Annotated in this window: 20 protein-coding genes and 1 pseudogene; 10 read left to right on the forward strand and 11 right to left on the reverse strand. The window is 60.3% G+C overall.

Annotation, left to right across the window (positions count from 1 at the left end; genetic code table 11):
• The first annotated feature begins 1 nt into the window (after position 1).
• From ABR989_RS01580 to ABR989_RS01620, 9 genes are all read left to right on the forward strand, one after another.
• Complete coding sequence (locus tag ABR989_RS01580) at positions 2-1,294, forward strand: phenylacetate--CoA ligase family protein (protein ID WP_428125306.1); 1,293 nt, start codon at positions 2-4, stop codon at positions 1,292-1,294.
• An 11-nt stretch (positions 1,295-1,305) separates the two neighbouring features.
• Positions 1,306-2,409 (forward strand): U32 family peptidase, encoded by a 1,104-nt coding sequence (locus ABR989_RS01585; RefSeq protein WP_428125307.1) that lies wholly within the window; start codon positions 1,306-1,308, stop codon positions 2,407-2,409.
• The gene (locus tag ABR989_RS01590) at positions 2,406-2,948 is read left to right on the forward strand and encodes a hypothetical protein (RefSeq protein WP_428125308.1); all 543 of its coding nucleotides are present in this window, start codon (positions 2,406-2,408) and stop codon (positions 2,946-2,948) included. The genes ABR989_RS01585 and ABR989_RS01590 overlap by 4 nt, the downstream gene beginning before the upstream one ends.
• A gap of 77 nt (positions 2,949-3,025) precedes the next feature.
• Positions 3,026-4,048, forward strand: a complete 1,023-nt coding sequence (moaA, locus tag ABR989_RS01595) for a GTP 3',8-cyclase MoaA (protein ID WP_428125556.1) — start codon at positions 3,026-3,028, stop codon at positions 4,046-4,048.
• Between the two features lie 23 nt (positions 4,049-4,071).
• Positions 4,072-5,388, forward strand: a complete 1,317-nt coding sequence (locus ABR989_RS01600) for a DUF1329 domain-containing protein (protein WP_428125310.1) — start codon at positions 4,072-4,074, stop codon at positions 5,386-5,388.
• A gap of 19 nt (positions 5,389-5,407) precedes the next feature.
• A complete protein-coding gene (locus tag ABR989_RS01605) occupies positions 5,408-5,851 on the forward strand; it encodes a nitrate reductase associated protein (RefSeq protein WP_428125311.1) in 444 nt (147 codons plus the stop codon).
• A gap of 46 nt (positions 5,852-5,897) precedes the next feature.
• Positions 5,898-7,091, forward strand: coding sequence for a radical SAM protein (locus tag ABR989_RS01610; RefSeq protein WP_428125312.1), 1,194 nt, complete (start codon positions 5,898-5,900; stop codon positions 7,089-7,091).
• An 87-nt stretch (positions 7,092-7,178) separates the two neighbouring features.
• Entirely contained in the window at positions 7,179-8,138 is a 960-nt protein-coding gene (locus ABR989_RS01615) for an ROK family protein (protein ID WP_428125313.1), read from the forward strand.
• A gap of 17 nt (positions 8,139-8,155) precedes the next feature.
• The gene (locus tag ABR989_RS01620; RefSeq protein ID WP_428125315.1) at positions 8,156-10,963 is read left to right on the forward strand and encodes a glycoside hydrolase family 38 N-terminal domain-containing protein; all 2,808 of its coding nucleotides are present in this window, start codon (positions 8,156-8,158) and stop codon (positions 10,961-10,963) included.
• Here ABR989_RS01620 and ABR989_RS01625 read toward each other — a convergent pair.
• From ABR989_RS01625 to ABR989_RS01675, 11 genes and pseudogenes are all read right to left on the reverse strand, one after another.
• The gene (locus ABR989_RS01625; protein ID WP_428125317.1) at positions 10,917-12,500 is read right to left on the reverse strand and encodes an efflux transporter outer membrane subunit; all 1,584 of its coding nucleotides are present in this window, start codon (positions 12,498-12,500) and stop codon (positions 10,917-10,919) included. The genes ABR989_RS01620 and ABR989_RS01625 overlap by 47 nt on opposite strands.
• A complete protein-coding gene (locus ABR989_RS01630; RefSeq protein ID WP_428125318.1) occupies positions 12,478-13,563 on the reverse strand; it encodes an HlyD family secretion protein in 1,086 nt (361 codons plus the stop codon). The genes ABR989_RS01625 and ABR989_RS01630 overlap by 23 nt, the downstream gene beginning before the upstream one ends.
• Positions 13,560-14,258 (reverse strand): ABC transporter ATP-binding protein, encoded by a 699-nt coding sequence (locus ABR989_RS01635; protein WP_428125319.1) that lies wholly within the window; start codon positions 14,256-14,258, stop codon positions 13,560-13,562. Before ABR989_RS01635 ends, ABR989_RS01630 begins: the two co-directional genes overlap by 4 nt.
• A gap of 1 nt (position 14,259) precedes the next feature.
• On the reverse strand, positions 14,260-15,399 hold the full coding sequence (locus ABR989_RS01640) for an ABC transporter permease (RefSeq protein ID WP_428125320.1): 1,140 nt from the start codon (positions 15,397-15,399) through the stop codon (positions 14,260-14,262).
• Between the two features lie 182 nt (positions 15,400-15,581).
• Positions 15,582-16,001, reverse strand: coding sequence for a DUF2784 domain-containing protein (locus ABR989_RS01645; RefSeq protein ID WP_428125321.1), 420 nt, complete (start codon positions 15,999-16,001; stop codon positions 15,582-15,584).
• A 141-nt stretch (positions 16,002-16,142) separates the two neighbouring features.
• Positions 16,143-17,906, reverse strand: coding sequence for a thiamine pyrophosphate-binding protein (locus ABR989_RS01650; protein ID WP_428125322.1), 1,764 nt, complete (start codon positions 17,904-17,906; stop codon positions 16,143-16,145).
• 123 nt (positions 17,907-18,029) lie between these two features.
• Positions 18,030-18,200: pseudogene (locus ABR989_RS01655) on the reverse strand (GmrSD restriction endonuclease domain-containing protein); the annotation flags it as partial.
• Between the two features lie 66 nt (positions 18,201-18,266).
• Positions 18,267-18,854, reverse strand: coding sequence for a hypothetical protein (locus ABR989_RS01660; protein WP_428125323.1), 588 nt, complete (start codon positions 18,852-18,854; stop codon positions 18,267-18,269).
• Between the two features lie 47 nt (positions 18,855-18,901).
• Positions 18,902-20,368: a DUF1254 domain-containing protein gene (locus tag ABR989_RS01665; RefSeq protein ID WP_428125557.1), complete on the reverse strand. Its 1,467-nt coding sequence runs from the start codon at positions 20,366-20,368 to the stop codon at positions 18,902-18,904.
• A 270-nt stretch (positions 20,369-20,638) separates the two neighbouring features.
• Positions 20,639-21,352, reverse strand: coding sequence for an SDR family NAD(P)-dependent oxidoreductase (locus tag ABR989_RS01670; protein WP_428125324.1), 714 nt, complete (start codon positions 21,350-21,352; stop codon positions 20,639-20,641).
• Positions 21,353-21,434: 82 nt separating this feature from the next.
• Positions 21,435-21,845 (reverse strand): GFA family protein, encoded by a 411-nt coding sequence (locus ABR989_RS01675; RefSeq protein ID WP_428125325.1) that lies wholly within the window; start codon positions 21,843-21,845, stop codon positions 21,435-21,437.
• A 138-nt stretch (positions 21,846-21,983) separates the two neighbouring features.
• Between ABR989_RS01675 and ABR989_RS01680 the strand changes: the two genes are divergently transcribed.
• Positions 21,984-23,324 carry an acyl-CoA dehydrogenase family protein gene (locus tag ABR989_RS01680; RefSeq protein WP_428125327.1) on the forward strand — a complete coding sequence of 447 codons (1,341 nt, stop codon included), beginning with the start codon at positions 21,984-21,986 and terminating at the stop codon, positions 23,322-23,324.
• Positions 23,325-23,391: the final 67 nt, after the last annotated feature.

Genomic DNA, 23,391 nt, shown 5'->3' on the forward strand with positions numbered 1-23,391 from the left:
GATGCGTGACACTACTTCGAGCTGCGCACGAAGCGAGGCCATCGAGACTCTTTCGGGCGCGCAATTGACTGCCTGGCAGACCGACCGTCTGCGCGAGGTCGCAATCTACGCTTACCGCGAGGTTCCATTCTACCGCCAACTGTGGGACAGGGCTGGCGTCGAACCGGGGCTGCTTGGTTCGATCGAAGATTTCGCGCGGTTTCCAACGATTTCAAAGGATGACCTTGTACAAGCGGGCAACTGTTGGACGAATCCGCATCAGGGCTCCGTCGCATTCAGTACGCGCGGCACTTCAGGAGCTCCGCTGCTCGTATGGCTGAGCGCGGAGGAAGAGGAAGCATACATACGGCCGACGATGCGCGGCTTTCGTTGGGCGGGATTCCAGCCCGGGATGACTGCGCTGTTGATGAGCCCGGTATGGCACCGTCTGGCAGCCTGCGAGGCGCACGCGATCGCACGCTTGGGCGGGCGCTGCGCATTTTTCTGGGGAAGCATGGGAACCGAGTACACCGACTCCTTCCTTCATACGCTGGCCTCGGAGCGACCGGAATTCATCACGACCACCGCGCCGTTCCTGCTCTCCCTGGTTCGACGGAGCCCCGGCGACGCGACTCGGCCGCACAAGCTTTTCAAAGGAGTACGCTCGGTCGTCGTCGTGGGGTTGCCGCTCACGCCGCGCATGCGCGAGTTCCTACGCGACCGCCTCCAGGTCGAGGATGTCTTCGAACGCGGTGGAACGCAGGAAGGAGCTGCGACCGACGAATGCCGATGGCATACCGCTCCCCACGTGCACGAGGACGTCTGCTACCTCGAAGTTGTCGACGATGCCGGCATTCACGTCGCGCCCGGTTTCCGCGGACGTCTGATCGTCACCAAGCTCACCACTGCCGGGAGCATCTTCGTGCGCTACGACACTGGTGACGTTGCCGCATTCGCGCCCGGCGAATGCCCGTGCGGGTGTGGTTTTCGCAGACTGAAGATTTACGGACGTCCCGAGAGCAGCGTGCTGGTCGGTGACCGCCTAATCACCGCGTACGACGTCCGGATGTGCATCGAGGAAGACCCCGCTCTGGTGGGCCGCAACGTGTTGCTGGTTCGCGAGGCGAACACGCGCGCCGGCGTGCTGACGGTCGCCGTCGAAGGTGATGCGCACGACCCGGCGAAACTGCAAGCGCGCCTGCGCGAGCAACTCGGGGTCGCCACCGCTGATATCGTCTGGCTCGGCGACCTCAGGGTCAACTGGGGTTTCCGCCAGGTGCTCGACGGTCGCGAGGTACGGCTCCCTGGGAGCTGATGGAGGCAACGATGAAACTGATGCTGCCGACCAATTGGGATCCCGAACTCATCGCGCAAATTGCGCCGTTCAAGCCCGATTACATTTACGGAAGCCTGCCGAGCGAGGCTACGCTGCGCTCGTCACAGATGCTGTCCGACGCGAGCGAAGACGATATAGCGCTTCATGTTACACAAGCCTCGCAGCACGGCATTCGTCTCGTCTACGTCATGAATGCCACCTGTCTGGGAAACAAGGAATACTCGGAAGAAGGCCGTGGTCAGCTGCTGCAGCGTCTCCAATGGCTGGTCGATATCGGGGCTGCGGCGGTAGTCACGGCCAATCCGTTCGTGATGGAGCTGATGCGCGAGAATTTTCCCGCTCTCGAGCTGCACATTTCGGTGCTCGCATCGGTCAATGACGCCCGCAAGGCGAAATTCTTCGAAGACTTGGGCGCCACCGTGATTCATCTCGATCCCCAGGTTAATCGCGACTTCCGCCGTCTCGAGGCCATACGCAAGGCGGTCGGCTGCCGTCTCTCGCTGGTGGTCAACGAGGGGTGCCTGCTGAGCTGTCCTATCCGCCAGTATCACTCCAATATGATTTCCCATTCGGGGGAAAGCATCACCAGCCGATACTACGTGGACTACTGTTACTACCGCTGCTCGCTGCTCAAGCTCAACGACGCCGCCGAGCATCTTCGCTCACCATGGGTCCGACCCGAGGATCTCGCCGTCTACGAAGACTTGGGGTTCGACCTGTTCAAGATCGCCGGCCGTGAAAAGATGGAAGAGGGACCAAGCTCGCACACCGATTGGATCGCCATGGTCGCCAATGCGTACTACTCCAGGCACTGCGAGGACATCGCCCGCCTCCTCGTCGGCATCCAGCCGCCTTACAAGCTCTTCGGCGAGGCGCCCGAGCCGTTGGCCGTCCGAATCGACAGTGCGGAGCTCGACGGGTTCCTGCGCTTCTTCCAGGACGACCATTGTTTGCTCGATTGCAACCAGTGTGACTATTGCGGCCAGTGGGCGCGGCGCGCCGTCCACGTGAGCGGCAGGCCAACGGAATGCGCGCAGGCACTCGCGGACGACGTGCAAACCATTCGAGTCGGAAGTTATCGGAGTGGCAGGTGAAAGAAGCAGCTGGTTCTCTCGACCTACAAATTCTGGCCGCGTTTCATATGCTTTTTGCGGCCGTGTTTGTTGGCTCCAATGTGTTTCTCGATTTCCTTTTGACCCCGCGTCTCGATCTGATTCCGCCCGGCCAAGCCGCGCGGCTCGGTGACAAGCTCGGCACTGACTTCGCTTGGCTGAACTGGATCGCCCTGATGGGTTCCGCGCTGAGCGGACCCCTGCTGCTGTGGCGATTGGGCAATTTTTCGTCGTTGTTCGACCCGTCCTTCTACATCACCGGTTACGGCGCCGCCCTGGCGACGATGATGACGATCTGGTTCACCTTGATAATCACCGCCGCAATCCTGACCTTCTACCTGCGCCCGCGCGTCGTGGTGAAACTTCCCTACGATGCCACCCGTCAGCAGGTCGAGGGCTCCCGTACCGACGCCATCAACTATGCGGGCTGGATGAAGACTCTGGCGCGCTACAACGTATACGCGTCGTGCCTCGCGATCGTCGTTGGCGGGTTTCTGCGCTTCGGAGGTTATCCTTTCTGAGATGGTGACAGCGAAGCCACAAACCGCAGCTCTCTTGATCGGCGCGCCGTTCGCGCGGCGCATTGGATAGACGATCCGTGCAACCAGATAACGAAAGCGCAACCGTCCGAACTGAGATCTCGCACCTACGCGACCGATTCGGGCGCACCATGAAGAAACTGCGCATCTCGCTGACCGATCGCTGCAATTTCCGTTGCGTCTACTGCATGCCGGAGTGTCCGGTCTGGGGTCCCAGGGATGTCGTCCTCAGCCTCGAAGAACTACATCATCTGGCTGCCGTTTTCGTAGCTCGCTTCGGAGTCGAGCAGATACGCCTGACCGGTGGCGAGCCTCTCCTTCGCAGCGGTGCTCCCCGATTCGTGTCCATGCTCCAGAGCCTCCGAGCCGGGCGTCTTCGGCGCGTCTCGCTCTCGACCAACGGCGCCCTGCTGGCGCGGTATGCGCGCGAACTCGCGGAGTCAGGCCTCGACGGCGCCAACGTCAGCCTCGACTCGCTGTCCCCCGCCCGATTTCACCAAATCACCGGCGGCGGCGACCTGCGCGAGGTTCTGCGTGGAATCGACAGTGCGCGCGAGGCCGGACTACCGCTGAAACTCAACGCCGTGGTGATGCGCGGGACCAACGACACCGAAATTCCGGCGCTCGCTGCCTGGGCATATCGCGCCGACATCCCTCTGCGCTTTATCGAGTTCATGCCGCTCGACAGTCGCGGTCTTTGGAGTCCCGATAAGGTCTTCACGGAGCGCGAGATCGTCGCGCTCCTGGCGCGGGATTTCGAGGTCAAGCCGCTTGCGCGCACTGACGAACCGGCAAGCTACTATCTCTTGAACGGACACTTCCGCCTCGGTGTAATTTCGACAATCTCCAATCCGTTCTGCGCGCGATGCGATCGCATCCGGCTCACGGCGGATGGAAGGCTGTTCGCTTGCCTGTTCTCGCCCACGGGCGTCGATCTCAAGAGCGCGTTGCGCCCCACGGTCAATCCGGATTTGCTTGAATCGCGGATGGAAGCGGCGATCCGGAATAAGTCCCCCGGTTTCGTCGACCGTTCCGCGTCAACGGATCGCGGAAATGTAGGAATGCACGTGCTCGGGGGCTGAATACAGTATGGAGCGGATACCCTATGAACAGAATCAACAGACCGAATGACGCACCGCACACGCTCGTTCGACTGATTGCGATCGCGCTGGTGGCTCTCTTGGCCCAACTTACCGCGCCGAACTCTGCCGTGGCCCAGGTGCGGCCCGGGGACGTCATCACCGACCGCAACGCGTACAAAGCAAAGGAGCTGGTGTCGCCCGGAGTTTATCTCAGGATAACCCGCGGGATGAGCATGCAGATCGTGCCAAGCGAACGCATCGAATGGCCGCCGCCGTATCGCGAGGCCACCGAGAAATATTCCTCGCAGGTCCGGCTTTCCAATGACCATAGGAGCCTGGTGGGATACGTAGCGGGACTGCCCTTCCCGTTCATCGATCCGAACGATCCCACTGCCGGAACGAAGCTGATGTGGAACGACACGTTTCGGCCCACTTCCACCGACGATTATGATGCGCGCGACTTCAGCTGCATCAGCGAGTACGAGGGGTTGAATCGGCCGTACGTTCCAATCGACTACTACGAGTTCGGCCATCTGGCCAGTTACAACCTCGTCGGCCGCACCGAGGTCGAGCCCATACCCACCGACCCCGATTTCCTGAGCAGCGGGCGGCTTTTGCTGGTCGGCTTCTATCCATTTCTGGCGCCGGAAGAGGACCGTGGCCGTGGCTTCGTCCGCTATCGATATGCCGATCCTCTCAAGGGTGACGACACCTGGGGCTGGAGCCCCGGGAGTCGGCGAGTGCGGAGGCTTGGCGAGGCGTTCCTGGGATCCTCGGCCGGCGCGATTACGTGGTCACTCGACAATTTTCAGGGGTTTGCCGCCAAGAATGAAAACTACAACTGGCGCCTCCTGGGCGAGAAATCCATGCTTGCTTCCATAGCCGTGGCTCACGTGCCGGAAGTCACCTGCCCGACCGACGGCGGCGCCAGCGCATGTCCCGAGCGTTGGGAATCGCGCCGGATGTACATCGTAGAGGGGCGCGCACGGATGGACCGGGTTCCCGGCGAGCTGTTCGGACGCCATGTCATGTACCTGGATGCCGAGGCTCAATGCATAATGTACCAGGACTTCTATAATCGCGCCGGTGAACTCTGGAAGAACTATATAACCTGGATGGCATATCGCGACCGCGCCGTACCGGACGCGCGCATCGCGATTTACCCATTCAAACGCGTATTCCAGGTCGGCGCGAGCATCGATGATCTAAACGCCGGATTCGCCACGATGTGTTACCTCCCCGCGCAGGACACCACCGAGCGCGAGTCCTGGTACATCAACATGGGTGCGGTGGACAAGAATTTCTTCACCGTCAAGGCACTCACTGAGGCTGCACCGTAATCTGCGCGAGGGGAGCCCGATGTTCAGGCGCTTCGACTTCGAAAAGGAGCTGTACGAGACGCTCGAGTTTATCCCGCTGTCGGTACGGCGCAAACTGGACTTGGCCGGTGTGAAGCTCCATTTGAAAGAATGGCAGGCGCTCTCGCGGGTCGAGCGCCTGGTGATCTGCCACTTCCCGGCCGGCTCCCCGGAGGAACGCGACGTTCTGGCGGCCTTTCTGCGCGAGGCGGTAAAGAGACGCGCCGGAACCGACGTCGGAACCATGAAGCCCGCCGCGCACGACGATGCGCCCGACGCCGGCCAAGTGCCGCCGGATGTTGCGCGGCTGATCGCCGAGCTTGGACTGCCGGAGAAGCGCTGGTCGCTTCTCGATCCCGATGAACGCTTCGCGCTGGCAAAGATGGCGCGCGGCGGAGCCGATAAGTTTATGAGCGCATGGTCCGAGTTCGCGGACAAGCGGTGACCATAGATATTCCCGTTGGCGCGCAACGATAAACTGGAGAACTACGATGATTCAATCAACTCACGAAGATGCTTCCTTCAAGCTGCTCGATCGCGCGATTGCCGGACATCGGCTCAGCGCCGGCGAGATACGCCGCCTCTACGACTTGCCCACCAACGATCTGGCGGCGGCGGCTCACGAATTACGCCTGCGCCGTAGCAACCCGGAGCTGGCGACCTATTCCATCGGCGGGAATATCGATTACACGAACATCTGCGTCGTCGCGTGCAGATTTTGCGCGTTCTATCGCGCCAGGCACCAGGAGGGCGCCTTCACACTCACGCTCGACGAAATCGCGGATCAGATGGACGAGCTCAGGCGAATCGGGGGTCGCGATGCTCTGCTTGAGGGCGGCATCAATCCCGACTTGCCGTTTCAGTGGTATTTGGATCTGCTGCGGTTTCTCAAATCGCGCTATCCGGAAATCCACATTGACGCATTCAGCCCCGAGGAGATTCTCGGTCTGGAGAAGCTGACCGGCCGCGATGCGTGGGATATTCTCTGCGAGCTGAAGGATGCCGGACTGGATGGCATGCCCGGCGCCGCGGCCGAGATCCTGGTCGACGAAGTGCGCGAACGCACCGCGCCGACGCGGATGAAGACCGGAGACTGGTTGCGAATCATCGACTCGGCGATGAAGGCCGGCCTCCACAACCCGTGGGTAGGGATGGTCATCGGATTCGGCGAGACGCTGGAACAACGCGTTCAGCATCTGATCGCGCTACGCGATCAACAGGATCGCGGATTAGAGCGTTACGGTTGCGGCTTTTCGGCGTACAAGATATGGCCTGCACGCCTCGAGCATACTCGCCTGAACGGGAGCACTCCTCCTGCCGATAATGATGCGGTCGTGAATGAGTACTTACGCGACGTGGCGGTCGCGCGACTTGCACTCGACAACATCGAAAATCACCGCGCGGTCTGGCGCACGATGGGCTTCGAGGTCGCGAGTCGGGCGCTACGTTCAGGAGCAAACGATCTCTGCGGCACCGGGTCGATCAATGCGATTAACGCTTGCATCACGGCGGCCGGCAAGGATTTGCCCGACCCAACCGAGGCACTGCTCCGTGACGTGGTGAAATGCATCGAAGCCGCCGGCTTCACTGCTGCGCTGCGCGACCCCTATTACAATATTCTTACGCGCCACGAATCGACCAAATTGGAAGAATTGCCCGAATCAGCAGTGGCTGCGGGAAAGTAGACCCACCTGCTTGCAGCAGCGGCTGGTGAAAATGGTGGTCGTTTGATACAGCTTGCCCGCTGCTAAAATGGTCGAGGGCGAGTTCGCGTGCCCGTAAAAGTCTGGATCGGTATCGATATCGGTGGCACAAAGACGGCGATCGTCGTCTCGGAGCGGCTGCCGGATGTTAGCGAGCGTCTCCAGTTTGCTACCCTGCCCTCCAAAGGGCCCAACCGCGCGCTCGACCTGATCGGCAGGGGAATCGGCGCCATCCTGAAGAGGCGCGGGCTTCCGAGTTCGGTAATCCGCGGTATGGGCATAAGCTGTGGCGGCCCGCTTGATCGATTGCGCGGGATTATTCATTCGCCGCCCAATCTTGCCACGTGGGTGGATGTTCCAGTCAAAGCAATCCTCGAACGGCAATTCGGCGTTCGCTGCAACGTCGAGAATGACGCAAACGCCGGCGCCGTCGCCGAACATCGCTACGGCGCGGGGCATGGATTCGACAACATGGTCTTCCTCACGATGGGCACGGGACTTGGCGCAGGAATCATCGTTGATGGGCGACTTTACCGCGGCACTGACGATCTCGCCGGAGAGATTGGGCATGTGCGGCTCACCCGCGGCGGCCCTGTCGGCCATAACAAGCGCGGTTCAGCCGAGGGATGGGTAAGCGGCGGCGGGATCGAGCAGGTCGCGATGCGAGCCGTCGAAGACGCGCGGATGCGCGGGTGCAGTACTATTCTGACGGCCCATCGCGGGACGCTCACGGCTCGCGACGTTTGCGCGGCTGCGAAGCGCGGCGATATGGTTGCGAGGCGAATCGTTGGTTCCACGGGCGAGCGGCTCGGCCAGGTTCTGGCGATTCTGGTAGACATCCTCAATCCGGAACGGATTGTGATCGGTGGGCTGGCGATGCGTACGGGCGAGATGATACTCGGACCCGCACGCGCGGTGATGGCGCGTGAAGCCTTGCCCGCGGCAGCGGGGTCTTGCCAGGTGGTGCCGGCAGCGTTGGGCGAGCGTATCGGCGATGTTGCGGCGCTATGCGTCGCGAAGGGACTCTAACCGGCGAGGCGCGGTTCATGGATCATCTTTATTTCGTCATTCACACGCACTGGGATCGCGAGTGGTATCAGACGTTTCAGCGGATGCGTGCGCGGCTGCTGACGATGACCGACAAGATGCTTGGGCTTCTCGAAAGCGGGGCGATCCCATGCTTTCACTTCGACGGCCAGACGATAGTGCTCGAGGATTACCTCGAAGTACGGCCCGACAGTGCGCGCCGAATCGCGAAGCTGGTGAAAGCCGGCAAGCTCCAAATCGGTCCATGGTACCTGCTCGCGGACAGCTTTCTTGCCAGCGGCGAGGCGCTGATTCGCAATCTTGAGATCGGCAGCCGTATCGCGCGGCGATTCGGGAAGTCCGCGCAAACCGGCTATTTGCCCGATCAATTCGGTCACGCCGCGCAGCTTCCGCAGATTCTGTCGGGTTTCGGGCTCGAGGCGGCGGTCGTTTTCCGCGGCGTGGGACGAGAAGTGAACCGCAATCGATTCATCTGGGAAGCGCTCGACGGCAGCTCGCTGTTCACGATCTTTCTGCCGTTCGGCTATTCCAACGGCGCCAGCCTGCCGACCGACTCGGCTGACGCAATGATCGCGCGAGGGAACGAGATCGCCGCGCGGGAACGCGAGTTCTCTGCCGGCGCTCCGATCCTGGTGATGAACGGCAACGATCACGCAGAACCCGATCCACTGGTATTCGAGCGCCTTAAGGAAGCAGCCGGACGCGCGCCATTCACTGCTGAAGTCGGCACGCTCGACGATTACGCCAAGCGGCTTTCCGAGCTCCCCCGGGACGGCACGCCTCGCGTCCGCGGAGAATTGCGATCTCCTGCCCGCTCGAATCTCATACCCGGCGTCACCTCGGCACGAGCCTGGATAAAGCAGCGTGACTTCCAGAACGCATACCTGCTCGAGCGGATTGCCGATCCGCTTGCCGCGCTCGCTTTTCCTTTGAATCAGGCCGACGACCTGACCGCGCTGCTCGAGGTTGCCTGGCGCATGCAGATTCAGAACCATCCGCACGACTCGATCTGCGGATGCTCGATCGACCAAGTCCATCAGGACATGCGCTACCGCTTCGATCAGGCCGCAATGATCGGCGAGATCGTGGCGCGCCGCGCCTCGGATGCCGTGCTTTCAGCACGAAGCGGCGGCGAAGCCGCGATCGCGGTGTTCAATCCGACGTTCGCTCGCCGTGCGCTCATCACGGGTGAAACCGAAGTCGGGGATCCCCACGCAAGCTACGTCGCGCTGGGTAGCGACGGGCGCCGGATTCCCGTCGCGATCGATGTCGCGCGGCCGGCGCGGCCATTCGAAATCGAGTTGAAGGCGGCCGACCTCAAAGGCTTGATCACCGGCGCTCAGGTGATGGACCAGTATGTGAACCGGTTCGAACTCGAAGGCGTTGGGGACAACCGATTCGATCTCCGCGTGTTCGTCAGCCGCAGCCCGGCGGGCGACCTGGATCCGGAGAGCTTTCGTCGGCGAATTCTTGAGCTGCCTGACGAAGCGATCATTCGGATCCTGGCTACGGAGGCTGCGCGGGCGCAAATCACTTTCGTCGACGACGCACTCACGCAGGCCGGCTTCAGCCTTTATCGGCTTGTTCGCTCGGACGAACTCGCTGCTAATACGCCGACAAATGCGGCTGGGATCGAATCGATCGAGAACGAATACTTCAGGCTCAGCCCGTCGCCGCGCGGCCTGAAAATCGACGATCTGAAAAACAACAAGGGCCTTGAAATTTATTTCGAAGATGACGGCGATCGCGGCGACGAATACAACTTCGACCCGGTGGCCGATTCGGCGCCGATCTCGCGGCCTGTATCGATCGCCGCCAGCCTGATCGAGCGCGGAACCGTGAGAAGCCGCCTGGCCCTCTCATTGGTTTACAGTCTCCCGTGCGCGCTCGCGGTGGATCGCACGGCGCGCGCACCGCAGACCGTCGAGGTTCCGATACAACTGACGGCTACCATCTATGCGGGACTCGAGCGTGTGGATTTTGAGGCAGCGATAGATAATCGCGCGCGCGACCATCGCATCCGCGTCGCGCTATCCACCCCGATTGCGGCCACGGAATCGCTCTCCGATACGAATTTCGGAATCGTCCGCCGCCCGCTCGATCCAACCGAGCCGGCGGGAATCACGGAAGATATCTATCCGACCGCGCCGCATCGGACGTTCACCGCGGTGGAATCAGCGGAGTTTTCGGCGGCCATGATGAGCCGTGGAATCTACGAGACCGAGGCCAGGCGAGATGCCGGCGGTACGACAATCCTGTTGACGCTTTTGCGATGCATAGGATGGCTTTCGCGCGGAGACCTGAAGATGCGCCGTGGTGATGCGGGTCCGGAGTTCGAGACGCCCGACGCCCAGGAAATCGGCCAGCATCTTTTTCAACTGGCCATCACGACCTGGCGCGGTTCGTATGCAGACTCCGGCGTCGTTCAGTTAAGCCAGGCGTATGCGTATCCGCCGCGCGTTTTCCAGGCTTGCTCCGCGATAGATGTGTCTGAGAGTCGACTTTGCGCCTGCGACAATCCCCGAGTAGTGTTTTCCACCGCGCGCGCAACGGAACGCGTGGGTGCCTGCATCGTACGCGCTTTTAGCGCTTCTGAGGCATCGGAGATCGCGCGATTCAACTTCGGCCACGGCCGGAGAGCTCGATTGATTGATCTCGCTGGCCGGCCTTTGAAAGGCGTCAAGCTCACGCGGCGCCGCGACGGGTCTGTCGAGTTGGATCTGCGCCCCTTTCAGATCGTGACGTTCGAAGTTCGTTGGCCTATGGTGGATTCGCTCCGACCCTTTGCGAGCTCGCTTGCGTATTAAGGCTCCTGCCGGCGTTCTCGGCTGATGAATTGTCTATGGTACTTTCCGGAGCACTCCACCATCCTCCGCCCAGAGCGATGAAAAGCGCGGCGGTATCCTGAAGACGTTGTCCCATCGCCTGGATATAGCCAAGATCCGCCTGCTGATACTGATAGTCAGCGATTAGGAATTGCAGGTAGTTGACAGTGCCGGCCTGATAGTTTGCCTGTATAAGATGAAGCGCCTCGGCTGCGCTGTTGAGTGCCAGCGATTGTGTACGGAGAGTTTCGGCGTCATGCTGCAACGCATCCAGTGCGTCCGCAACCTGGGCAAGTGCTGCTAGGACGGTCTGCCGATAGTTTGCCAGAGACTGCTGATAGGCATCGATTGCCGCCTTTCGTTGGAACCACAGCGTGGGTCCCTGGATCACCGGGGTAGCAAGGGAGGCCCCCATGGTCCAGAAGGCAGCGCTACTCGCGAATAGAGTGGCTAGCTTGGTGCTGTTCAAACCGTAGTCGGCGTTCAGATTGAAGTTCGGTAACATAGCCGCGGTTGCTACCCCGATCTGGGCGCTGGCGCTATGTAGCTGGGCTTCGGCCACCAGGACATCCGGACGTTGACGCACCAAATCGGACGGCAGGCTCACCGGCAGCTCGTCAGGGAGCTTGAGTTCGGAAAGCGTGACTCGTGGCGGCGCCCAATCCGCAGGTGCCTGACCTGCCAACGTCGCGAGCAAGTGCCTGGTGTGGGCCAATTGCTGGCGAAGAGGCGGCAGCGTTGCCTCAGTTGCGGCCAGTTGACTTTGGATACTGAGTAAATTTGAGTAGGGAACGATGCCTGTGCTCGCTTGCGCGCCGATGATGCTGGTCTGCTCCTCCAGGAACCCGACCATCTGTTCGGTCGCCTTGATCTCAGCTTGGTACGCCGCCTCCGCCACCATCGCGTTGACAATGTTGCCCGACAACGTGAGATAGGTTCCCTGAGCGTTATAGTATTGAACGTCCGCTTGTGCGCCCAAACCCTCTACAGTGCGTCGTTCACCGCCGAATACGTCGAGTACATAGCTGACGGTCGTCGTGAAGGTATAAAGGTTAAAGGTGCTGGGTCCTGTACCTTGCCCGAAGCGGGCCGGTGAGAACCGCTGGCGCGTCGGTTGGAAGCTGGCGCTGAGTTGAGGGTAGAAGATTCCATAGCCGGCACGAAGGTTGTCCTCGCTTTGCCGCAGGCTGGCTTGGGCGGCTTGCAGCGTGGGATTGTTAGCGACGGACTGCATGACCACCGCGTCCAGCTTGGAGCAGCTAAATAGTCGCCACCAATCTGCCGCGATCTTCGCGCTCTGTTCGAAACGCTGAGCGCCACCCTCCGCAACAATCGTTTGCGCAGGCTCTTTCTCGTATGTGTAGCGCTGAGTCACCGGTGCTGTGGGACGGACAAAGTCCGGTCCCACCGCGCACGCAGTAAGACAACACGAAAGAAAGACGCAGAGCCCCTTCGGTAAGCGACCGGATGCCAGGCGCCGGTGAGCACTTGCGCGGCTATTTCTCGGCAACGAAAACATCCACTAACTGACCCGGATACACTGCGAGATTCTTGGGCTTCGCGAACCGGAAGATGACCGGTAACACTCGAACATCGACCCTTTCGAGCCGCTCGTCGGATAGTTCGATTTTTGGAGAGACGTAAGGCTGTATTCTTACAAATTCAAGTGGAACGCTGGTGTTCGTGCCTCGAATGAACATACGCGCCTGCATCTGAGGTCCCGGGGCCAGCCTGTGTATAAGTATTTCGTCGATATAACAGCGTACGCTGACGTACGTTTCCGACGCTCCCATCACGATCATCGGGTCAGAGCCCTGCGTGTACGTGTCGTAAGTGCCCTGCGGGGTGACGTAGCTTCCGACCGCCGCCTGAATCGCGAGAATCGTACCGTCAGCCGGCGCCGTGATTGTGTACTTCGCAAGCAGGGCACTCGAAGAGAGGTATGCTTTTTCGTCTGCCTCGTAGGTTTTTTCCTGATTTCTGATGTCGTATATCCACGCCCCGGCCTTGGTGAGTTCGTACTGCTTTTCCACGACCCTGAGGTTTGCCGCAGCGACCTTCACGGCGTTTATTGCATCGTCGAGCGTGTACTTACTCACAGATTTGGGATCCAGCTGATAAGACGCCTCCTGCTTCTGGAGTTCGTCCTGCGTGTTCTTTAGCTGTGCGCGGGCGTAGGTCAGCTGAGCCTCGGAGACTTCGAAAGTCTCCTTACGAGGTTCGGCCCGCAGTTCCTCGAGCATGGCTTGCGCGGCTTCCGCCTGGGATTTCTGCTGCTCCGCCGTCCCCCTCTGAACTGAATCGTCCATCCGTAGCAGAATCGTGCCTTTATGAACCAACTGCCCCTCGTGGATTGGGATATCCACGATCCTGCCGGGCACCTCCGGATAGATGTTAATGTTTTCGCCGTTGTTCTGGTAACTCTCGACGATGCCTTCCGCGTAGATACCTTTTGCATATGGGTTTGCCGCTGGACTAAACGCCGGGGGTTGTGACACGACATGGATCCCGTAGAACCAGGCTACGATCAAGCCGGCTGTCAGTCCGAGAAAGGCGAGCACTAGCTCTATCCTGGGCCTCATACGGTCTGCCCCTGCTGGAAGCCGGTTATCCGTCCGTCCTCCATCTCCATGATCCTGTTGCTGTACTCAAAGATTCTGCTGTCGTGCGTGACCATGATAATGCAGCGCTTCGAGGTCAGGATTTCCGCCTTAACGAAGGACACGATCTTACGCCCCGTCTCGCCATCGAGCGAGGCGGTGGGCTCGTCGAATACAAGGATCCGGGGTTGATGAACGATGGCGCGCGCGATTGCAACGCGCTGTTGTTCGCCGCCACTGAGCTTGGTCGGCGGAAGTTGCGCCTTGTCGGCCAGGTCGACGATCTTCAGACATTGAGTAGCGGCGCTAAGCGCTTCGCCCCAGTTTCGTTTCTGCAGAATGAGGGGAATCGCTACGTTCTCGGCGGTCGTAAGGCGGGGAAAGAGATGATAGTCCTGAAACACGAAGCCGATGGTGTTCAACCGAAAGTCGGCAATCTCGTCGTCCGACTGACTCCACAGATCCCGGCCGTCGATTGCGACCGAACCAGAGTTCGGCCGGAGAATTCCGGAGATCATGCTGAGCAGAGTGGTTTTGCCGCTGCCCGAAGGCCCCACTATGTAGAGCATCTCGCCCCAATTCGCCTCGAAGCTCACTTCCTTTACCGCGTAGGTTCTAGCTTCGCCTACGCCGAACCATCTGTTGAGCTTGTCGGCCGCGATTGCCGCCTTCGGCATTTCAACCTCGGAAGATCTCGAACGGTTCGATTCTCAGCACACGGCGTACTCCCGCGTAACCGGAGATGCTTGCGATTATCAGGACCATCAGGAAAGCCAGACTAAGGTTGGTGTAGGTTAGACGGGAGGTATATTCCGGGAGTCTCAGCTTCGCCGCAGTTATAAGAAGCGTAGACAGACCGACCCCGAGACCGTAGCCGACGAGCGCGGTAAACCCCGCCTGGAAAAGGATCACGTAGACCAACTCGCGTCCCTTCGCTCCCATGGCTTTGAGCGCACCGAAGTGCTCAAGGTTTTCGATAATGAAGGTATAGAAGGTCTGACCGCAGATCGAGAGTCCTACGAGGAAGCTGATTATTGTCATCAGCAGCGTATTGGTGCCGATGCTAGTCTTGTATTCAAGGTAACTCGAAATCGCATTCTGGTACTCGTGGTTTGTCAGCGCGAGGTATCCTAGCCGCGTAACCTGTTGCTTAATATACGGGATATCGGAGTCGGCCTTTGGCTGCACCAGAACGTATGAGATGGTAAACCGCATCGACGGAATGTACGTAATCGCCCTGTAGTAGGTGGTATACAGCGTCGGAGTACCGTACAGGGCCCCGGTCGGGACCGTGGCGATGCCAACGATGACGCCGCGATAGTCATTCAGTTCAAAGTCTGTTCCGATCTTCGGATTTTCAAGCTTGGGAAACTCCTCGTCCTTGACCACGATGAAGCCGTTCTCCGCAAAGATGTCATCGATGTCCCCCTCCAGCAGTTTCGGCCTGCCAACCAGACTGCTATCGTCAAGCCCGATCACACTGACCGCCTGGTAGGTGCCGTCGCGCAGTTTCACCAGCGCCGTACCGGAGTAGAGAGGAACCGCGTATTTGACCCCATTGATGCTGCGCACCGCGTCCAGGACGTAATCCGGCATCGGAACGTTGCTAAGGACGCTATTTGTGGCCGCGGGGTCCATGACCCAGATGCTCGCGCCAATGTTAATCACCGTGGCCGACGCCTTGGTCAGGATGCCCGCGAAGGATGAGGTCATCTGGACGATCAGGAATACCGAGAAGGTGGTTCCCACCAGCAGGGCGAAATATTTGCCTTTGTCGTTGACCAAAAGCTTGTAGGCCAGGATCAGAATTTGCTTCATTGGGGATACCTTCGCGCCGGATCGTACGCTCGGAAGACGTGCCGTCGTGGATGCAAGGTTAGGAACAGATCCACGTCCCATTCTCGGATAAAGACGCCGCGTTCGCAACTAGGCCGCTAAAGGTCGTGATCGGATTTAAGAAATCGAACCCGATCCCAAGGCGAAGGCGGCGATGGCCTAGTTCAACCGTTGTGGCTCGTCAGGCGCCGCCCCGAGTGCGCGCTGCGGCGCGGCCATTTGGGCGGCGCAAGCCAGAAGGTCGCCGCCACCAGGATTGTGAAGGTGGCGTAAAGCGCAGTGAATATCCACGGTGGTGCGTTGTAGAAGATCAGGCGGTGCGTCCAGTAACCGATAAAGTCGCCTGGGTAGCGCGCCTGTCCTGCTCTCGCACGCAACCAGTCCTCAAGCGTGGTCAACGGACACATCACACCCAAAATCGCTTCGAGGCAAACCAATGCAATCGCCACAAGGTGCGAGAGGCGAAAACAGAATCCCCTCACCCATTCCCACTCAAGCACAACACCAATGAGGATTGCGGCCAAGCCGAAAACGACAAACACGACATAAGCCGCATGGATCGTCACAACCGCGTCGGCGAGCACGCGCCATCTCACCATGATTTCATCATCGCACCGCCGCGAGCGTTGGCGAAGGGTGACGGATAGGTCAGCCTCGTCGATGCGGGCCGAAGCCTAACGGCAATCGGGCGCCTGGCCCGATCACGGGCACGCGCCGCAATCTCTTCAATCCAGCTTGCGCTTGCCGTAATAGGGCAGCGTAGTTTCGCTTTCGCTGCCGGCATCGGGCCTCGGTTTCTCCTTCGCGGGACCAGCTAGGCCGGCGCTGTACATCGCGAGAGTGCCCGGCTCGATCACGTCGCGGTCCGTGACGATGTTGATGCAAGCCGGCCGTCCCGAAGCGAGCGCCCGCTTGAGCGCAGGCGCGATATCCGCCGCGCGCTCGACAAGTTCACCCTGTGCGCCGAGACCCTCGGCGGCGCGCTCGTAATGCACCATGCCGAGTTCGGTAGCCATGCTGCGGCCTTTGCCCCACATCAGCTCCTGCCCATGCTTTGACATCCCCCATTGCTGGTCGTTATTGATCACGACCGTGATGGGTAGGTTGTTCTTCGCCGCGGTATGGAATTCCGAGAAATTGAGCCCCGCCGATCCGTCGCCGACGATGCAGAAAACCTGCTTGTCGGGGTGCGCCGCCTTGCACGCGAGCGCGAACGGCAGGCCGGTTCCCAGGCATCCGAGATAACCATGCGTCAGGAATCGTCCCGGGTGGCGTGCCGTCCACGCGTTCGACATCCAGGCGGCGGTCTCGCCACCGTCGGCGACCACGATCGCGTCGGGACTCAGGGTCTTGGCGATATCGTGCACCATCCGCGCCGGATGAATCGGGCCGGGCCCGTCTTTGAGCGCATCGTCGAAGCGATGGCGCATTGCGTTGCGGATCGAGCTCAACCGCTCCAGCCATTCCGCGTGAGGGTCGAATTTTTCGTTCTTCGCCGCTTCGCAGGCCTGGCGGATGAATTCGCCACAATCGGAAACAATGCCGAGTTCAATATTCCGGTTGCGCCCGATCTCTTCGGGCTCGATATCGACCTGGATTACGCGTGCGTTGCCGGGAATCACCGAGTTGCGCCCGCCTGTGAACAACCCGATCCGCGTACCAAGCAGGATTACGAGGTCGGCGCTGCCGCCGCTGTTCGTATGGATCGCAGGATGAATCGCGCCGAAGCCTCCAAAGCATAGCGGATGCTCCTCGGAGATCGAGCCGCGCGCCTTGGCGTTGGTCATTACCGGGGTGTTGGTAAGCTCGGCAAAGCGCGTCAGCTCTGCCGCCGCCTGCGCGAACCATACTCCGCCGCCGGCAAGGATCGCAGGGCGTTTGGCCTCGCGAAGCCAGTTGAGCGCCTGCGCGAGCGCAGCTCTGCCCGGACCCGCCGGCTCTTTGCACCGATAATCTTTGGGAAACTCGACTCGTTCCTCATCAACGCGTGCGAAGAGCACGTCAATCGGCAGCTCCAGGAAGACCGGCCCGGGGCGGCCTGAAACCGCGTGGCGGAAAGCGGCCGCCAAGTATTCTGGAATCCGCTCGGTATGCGTGACACTGCGCGCCCACTTGGTGATTGGCCGCAGGATGCCCATCTGATCGAGCGCTTGCAGCGGCAGCTTGTCATCGTCGGCGAGCGGGCTTCGCCCGCCGATCAAAATCATCGGAATCGAGTCCATGAAAGCGTTGGCGACTCCAGTGACCGCGTCTGTGACTCCCGGCCCCGCAGTCACGATCGCGACGCCCGGACGCCCCGTCGTGCGCGCCCATCCGTCAGCCATATGCGCCGCTGCCTGCTCGTGACGAGTATCGATCACGCGCAAGCCGTGTGCGCGGCAGGCCGCGTAAATCGCATCAAGATGGCCGCCGTGGAGGGTGAAAATCTCGCGTACGCCCTCTTGCTCGAGCGTCCTTACCAGCATCTCGCCGCCGTCAATTTTTGCCATCGCTGAATCTCCCTCTGCGCAGCGGCGTGCAGGCGCGCCGTCGATCGTCGCGCGATTTGAAGCGCGCTCTGCGCTTTCACACAGACCAGTACCGTGCAAGTTCCTTTTAACCTGAATTTCCGTGGTCCCCCACTTCGTGCATTTTCCGACAGCCGACGTGAACAGGAAAGCCGATGTGGCCAGAACTTTTTTCTTATCAGCGAAAGCTCCGTTAGCGATGGTAGAGTTCTTCTTTGCCTGCAAAAGGACCATATCACCCAGCCGGTTGCAAATAGGCCGCGCCGATCCCGGAGCCGGTGATCGCTGCCACCTTGTTCTCGAACCGCTTCAACGCGATGTTCGGACCCGTGCCGTGGCCGGTCAGGGATGGCTGCCGGCACCGAGTGGCCGCGCGGAGCCGGCCAGCGCTGGCAAATCGCTGACAACGTCAAATCCCACTCTCTCTCTTCCCATGTCGCGGCCGTAGGGCCCTATGGGTCCCGTGAGCAGGAAGGGAAGCGGAACGCGGCGCTGCGCATCGGTGAATCCCACCGTTCCGATGCCGATATACCTTCCCGCGTCTAATCGCCGGACCTCGTCCACCATGTGCACGAATCCGCAGATCGAGTGATAGGCCCGATAGACCAGTTGATACGCCGGTCGACCATCGAATCGAGATGGGGCAATGAGCGTCCGCATTGAACCCTGTCGCGTCACACGGCCGAAGTGCATCAGCGAGTTGTAGCCACGGCCGCAGCCATCATCGACCGGGCGGAGCGACTTGGACAGCCACTTCCCAAACAACAGGGGATTGTTGGTAAAGAGCGTGCTGGTCACCGTGGAAAAGATGCCGGGCTGTCTGAGCTGTTCGCCCCGGTACTCGCCGTTCATCTCACCAAGCGTTGGGCATTCAAGCGTCTTGAACAGCTCCAGCACTTCCTCAGCGCTCAATTCATGGACGTCTCGCATTGCACCTTCCGCCTGTGGTGTTTGTCTCGGTGCGCTTCAGGCGCAAGTCATTTCACCGCCACGATACCGGGCGGTTTCCAGGTGCCTTCTCCCGGCGGCAGAATCGAAGGTGGCTCCGTCGTCGGCCAGTACAGACGCATCGCCAAATAGATCGGACCGTCCGGTGCCGGGAGCCAGTTCAATTCCTTAGCGCCGCCTGGCGAATCCTTCTGGATGTAGATCGTCAGCGATCCGTCCGCCTTCTTTTTCAAACCCGGCATCATCGGCGAGTTGATGAGGTACCGGTTGATCGGGTTCTTGATCAGCAACTGCGTCTTACCGTCGTACATGGTGACGGACCAGAAAGCGTTCACGGGCGGGAGCTGGCCCGCTGCGAAGGTCAGCGTGTAGTCGTGCTTAGCTCCGTCGAGGGGTTCGCCGGCGCCGTCGTTACGCGCCAAGGGATAGACGGCTTCAGCCGCGCTGTTGCCGTAAATGCCCGCCTTCGCGGCGGCGGCACGCAGCAGCCAGTCGCCGTGGTAAAAATCCCGGTCGCCAAATGAGGAACCGACCCGCCAGCTGTTGATGTCCTTGCCCAACGTGGCGGCTTTCTTCTCGACCTTCTTTTCACCCTCTTTCATACCCAGCCCGACTTCGACTTTGTGCTCCAAGGAGAGGTCTTTGAAATCGAACGTCTTGCCGGGACCAATGCCGATCCGTGCAAGCTTGGCGCGGATGGCCTTTTCCTCCGGACCGGCCGGCGCGAACTGCAGGGCAAAGTCGAGATACTCGAAGAAATTCTTTTTCACCAGATCGTCGTTGACCTTGGGGAAGTTGATCTCCGGGGCGGCGGGGGGTGCCGGCCGGTGGAGATATGCTGAAAGCACTCGCGCTTTGTATCCGGACTGGACTTTCACGACGTTGGGCATGTCCTCCGGATTGAAGAGCTGCGTTCGAAAGATCGCCAACGAAAGCTGGGTGGACGAGTGGAATACCTTCTTGATGCCCGCGGGCGTCTCGCCATGCCAATCAGGGCCGACCACCATGTAGTCGCCCGCCTCATTGCCGGTGGCGCGGCTGCCGATGTAGCCGTAGTTAAACGTATTCGAATCGCAAAGCTGCACTGAGTAGTAACGTGCTTTCTCGACCGCCGGAACGGAGATCACCAAGGGTTCAGCCCGCAGATCGATCCCCAGCACCGAATATGGCGTGTCGCTGTTGGGCGAGATTACGGTGGTATCCTTGTAGGTAAAGACCCGGTGTTCGTTGCGGATCTCGTTGAACGGGGCCTTCCACTGGCCGGAGTTCCGGTCCACGAAGAACTCATACATGACCGCATAGTTCATCACGATGGGCAGGCCGTAGATGAGCCCCTCCTCCGCGATGGTTTTCGTCTCGGCAATGCCGGGACTCTTGTTCTCCATCTTCTCTGCCTGCGATATGGTGTCGCTCCTGGTTACTGAGCCTGCCGAGAGGAGTGCTGTGACAGCGAAGGCCGCAACCAAGGGTACGAATCTTCGTCGAGTTCCTTTCATCGTTTGCTTTCCTTCGCTCGTGCCCATTTGAACTGGATTGCTTTCATGAACCTCGCTTCAGAATTTTTCCTTGAAAGGCCGAGGGTCGATCTCTTGGGTCCAAGCGCTGGGATCCTGATGCGCCTCGCACCTCGACTTCGACGCCGCACAGCCGGCCGGCGATGGTCACTTTCCAGACTCGCGGATTCGGAAGATAGGAAAAAATCCGCAGATCGCTCATGACTCACCTGCCGGAAAACTGTTCCGTCGTCGGCGCTCGACGGAAGCGAATCACCAGGTTTCACCGAACGGCCTTACTTCAACGTTGAAAGACCAGGCCGATCGATCTTGATGCGCAAGGTGCCAGATCTCCTCCGCGATCGCCGCAGGCTTGATGAAGAATTCATCGGGCGCGTCGGGCTTCATTTCTCGGGTCCAGGCCAGATCGATCACCGCGTCGATCAACACGTAGGCCACGTGAATCCCTTTCGGACCGAGCTCGCGCGCTATAGACTCGGCGAGAATCCGCTGCGCCGCTTTGGTCGGAGCGAAGCCCGCGAAATTCGCCTTCCCGCGCAGCGCCGATGTATTGCCGGTTGCGATAATCACGCCCTTGCCCGCCTCGATCATCGCGGGCGCGAGCCGGCGGGCCAAGTGGAGCAGGCCCATCGTGTTGACTTGGAAGTTGCGCTCGAGAACCTGCGGATCGATTTGCAGGAAATTTCCGAACGCGCCGCCCACCGCGTTGTGAATCAGTACCGAAGGGACGCCGAGATCGGATCGTATGGCGGCGAGGGCCGAATCGATCTGAACCTCGTCCGCGACATCGCACGGATAACCGCGAGTGTCCGCGGTTTCCCGCTCGAGTTCGGATAGCCGCTCACGATTGCGCGCCAGCATCGCGACCGAATATCCGCCGAGCGCGAAACGCCGTGCGATCGCGGCGCCGGTTCCCGGCCCGACACCCGTCACGACTGCAACTTCACGATTACCGGATTTAGCCATATTCTTGTTTCTCGCTTCGGCACCTTGCAGCAATACACAGCCCCAACCTTCGAGTCTATTGCTAGCCGGAAACGGAATAGGATCAGCCCGGCATCTTCGCGAACTTTGGCCCTGGTCCCACCGGTGCCCACGGCTGGGCGCTCGACATGTAGACATTGGCGCCGGGCGCGAACTTCGAGGGATCGTCCAGGCTGCCGGCCTTGACCACGACCACGTCCGGCATGCCGGACACGAGCGAGAGAATCGGCGAGCCGCAATTGGCGCAGAACCCGCGGCTTGCCTTCCCTCCGCTGTCGGCAGTGACCTCGAAGTGCTTGATCTCACCCTTGGTCAGCTTGAAGCCGGCCTTGGGAACGATCAGAACCGAGGCAAACGCGCTGCCGGTCGAGCGCTGGCAGTCCCTGCAGTAGCAGAGCGCGGACATCATCGGTTTGGCCGAGATGTCGTAGCGGACCGCACCGCACATACATCCGCCGGATAACAGTGTCGCCATGTGGGTTCCTCCCTAAGTTTATTTAGCTTATAGACCCGCGACGCGTATTCGCCTAGACACGCCGCGCCACTCGAGTTGTCCCGAAAAGAATCATTGCGGCGATTGGATACATCTCAAAGAATGAAAACTCCGCACTGAATGATCGTTCATTTCGGGCACAACCTATGCTACGCCTTCCCCATCCCATTCAGCACGACCGTCGAGGAGCCAGGAATGGACATCTACCGCGAGCTAAACGGCCAATTCCCTAAAGATATCGACTCCATCAAAGAAAGTGTTCATCGCTTCGCCAAGGACGTCCTTCGCCCGGCTGCGGTGGGGCTCGACCGGATGACCGATCCGCGCGACGTGATCGCGCTCGATTCGCCCCTACGAAGGGTCTTCAAACAGGCATACCAGTTGGGATACCACGTCGCCGGCCTTCCCACGGAAATCGGCGGTATGGGGCTGCGTGGGCTCGGAATGCATGTGCTGATCGAGGAGATGTCCTGGGGCGCGGTTGATCTGGCCATAGGCCTTCTGGCCACGGGTTTCCCGTTTTCTGCCGCCGCCGCGAGCGGCAATCCAGAGCTTTACGAAAAGTTCGTTAAGCCCTATATCGCCGATCGCGACGGTAGTCTCATCGGATGCTGGGCGATCACTGAGCCTCAGCACGGCTCCGATGAACTGGTGCCGGGCACGCCCCAGTTCCACAATCCCCGCGTGACCGGTCAGGTCGTCGCGCGCGCCGATGGCGACTCATATGTGATCAATGGACAGAAGGCGGCGTGGGTCTCGAACGGGACGATCGCGACCCACGCGGCGCTTTATCTGACGACCGAGCCCAAGTCCGGCATGGCTGGCGGAGGTATCGCTTTCGTCCCGCTCAACCTGCCGGGCGTGTCAAAGGGTAAGCCGCTCAACAAGCTCGGCCAACGCGCGCTCAATCAGGGTGAAATTTATTTCGACAATGTGAGGATTCCGCGCAAATGGATGCTGACAAAGAGCGAGGGCTACGAGCTCGAACTCGAACGGACTCTCACATTTGCCAACTCGGCGATGGCGGCCGCGTTCACCGGCGTGGCACGCGCCGCTTACGAGGAAGCGCTCGACTACTCGAAGCAGCGCGTCCAGGGCGGGCAGCTGATCTGCGAGCATCAACTCGTCCAGAAGCGCCTGTTCGAGATGTTCACCAAGGTTGAGGCATGCCGGGCGCTGTCACGGGCCGTGATGATCTACAACCAAACCTCGACGGCGCCATCACTGGAGCACGCGATCGCGGCCAAGACGTTCTGCACGCAGGCATCGTTCGAGGTCACGAGCGACGCACTCCAGGTATTCGGCGGCAACGGCCTCAGCAAGGAGTACGGAATCGAAAAACTCTTCCGCGACGCACGCGCCTCGTTGATTGAGGACGGCACCAACGATGTCCTGAGCCTCGCGGGTGCGCGCCACATTCTGAATCGCAACGGCGTGACGGGACCTGCGATGGCGCAGTAGCGCCGCGTCAGGATCGCATAGTAATCAACATGGTGCGTCTTCAGGGACCGATCGATCGAGAGAAAGC

This window comes from Binatus soli (SeqCode), assembly GCF_050015535.1.
GTDB classification, from domain to species: Bacteria; Desulfobacterota; Binatia; order Binatales; family Binataceae; genus Binatus; species Binatus soli.

Excerpts from the sequence above, each read along its gene's own strand:
- ABR989_RS01675 (WP_428125325.1), bottom strand. The coding sequence starts at position 21,845 with ATGGCGACACTGTTATCCGGCGGATGTATGTGCGGTGCGGTCCGCTAC.
- ABR989_RS01635 (WP_428125319.1), bottom strand. The coding sequence starts at position 14,258 with ATGCCGAAGGCGGCAATCGCGGCCGACAAGCTCAACAGATGGTTCGGC.
- ABR989_RS01600 (WP_428125310.1), top strand. The coding sequence starts at position 4,072 with ATGAACAGAATCAACAGACCGAATGACGCACCGCACACGCTCGTTCGA.
- ABR989_RS01640 (WP_428125320.1), bottom strand. The coding sequence starts at position 15,399 with ATGAAGCAAATTCTGATCCTGGCCTACAAGCTTTTGGTCAACGACAAA.
- ABR989_RS01625 (WP_428125317.1), bottom strand. The coding sequence starts at position 12,500 with ATGTTTTCGTTGCCGAGAAATAGCCGCGCAAGTGCTCACCGGCGCCTG.
- ABR989_RS01605 (WP_428125311.1), top strand. The coding sequence starts at position 5,408 with ATGTTCAGGCGCTTCGACTTCGAAAAGGAGCTGTACGAGACGCTCGAG.
- ABR989_RS01650 (WP_428125322.1), bottom strand. The coding sequence starts at position 17,906 with ATGGCAAAAATTGACGGCGGCGAGATGCTGGTAAGGACGCTCGAGCAA.
- ABR989_RS01680 (WP_428125327.1), top strand. The coding sequence starts at position 21,984 with ATGATCGTTCATTTCGGGCACAACCTATGCTACGCCTTCCCCATCCCA.
- ABR989_RS01665 (WP_428125557.1), bottom strand. The coding sequence starts at position 20,368 with ATGAAAGGAACTCGACGAAGATTCGTACCCTTGGTTGCGGCCTTCGCT.
- ABR989_RS01610 (WP_428125312.1), top strand. The coding sequence starts at position 5,898 with ATGATTCAATCAACTCACGAAGATGCTTCCTTCAAGCTGCTCGATCGC.
- ABR989_RS01670 (WP_428125324.1), bottom strand. The coding sequence starts at position 21,352 with ATGGCTAAATCCGGTAATCGTGAAGTTGCAGTCGTGACGGGTGTCGGG.
- ABR989_RS01630 (WP_428125318.1), bottom strand. The coding sequence starts at position 13,563 with ATGAGGCCCAGGATAGAGCTAGTGCTCGCCTTTCTCGGACTGACAGCC.
- ABR989_RS01580 (WP_428125306.1), top strand. The coding sequence starts at position 2 with ATGCGTGACACTACTTCGAGCTGCGCACGAAGCGAGGCCATCGAGACT.
- ABR989_RS01660 (WP_428125323.1), bottom strand. The coding sequence starts at position 18,854 with ATGCGAGACGTCCATGAATTGAGCGCTGAGGAAGTGCTGGAGCTGTTC.
- ABR989_RS01620 (WP_428125315.1), top strand. The coding sequence starts at position 8,156 with ATGGATCATCTTTATTTCGTCATTCACACGCACTGGGATCGCGAGTGG.
- ABR989_RS01585 (WP_428125307.1), top strand. The coding sequence starts at position 1,306 with ATGAAACTGATGCTGCCGACCAATTGGGATCCCGAACTCATCGCGCAA.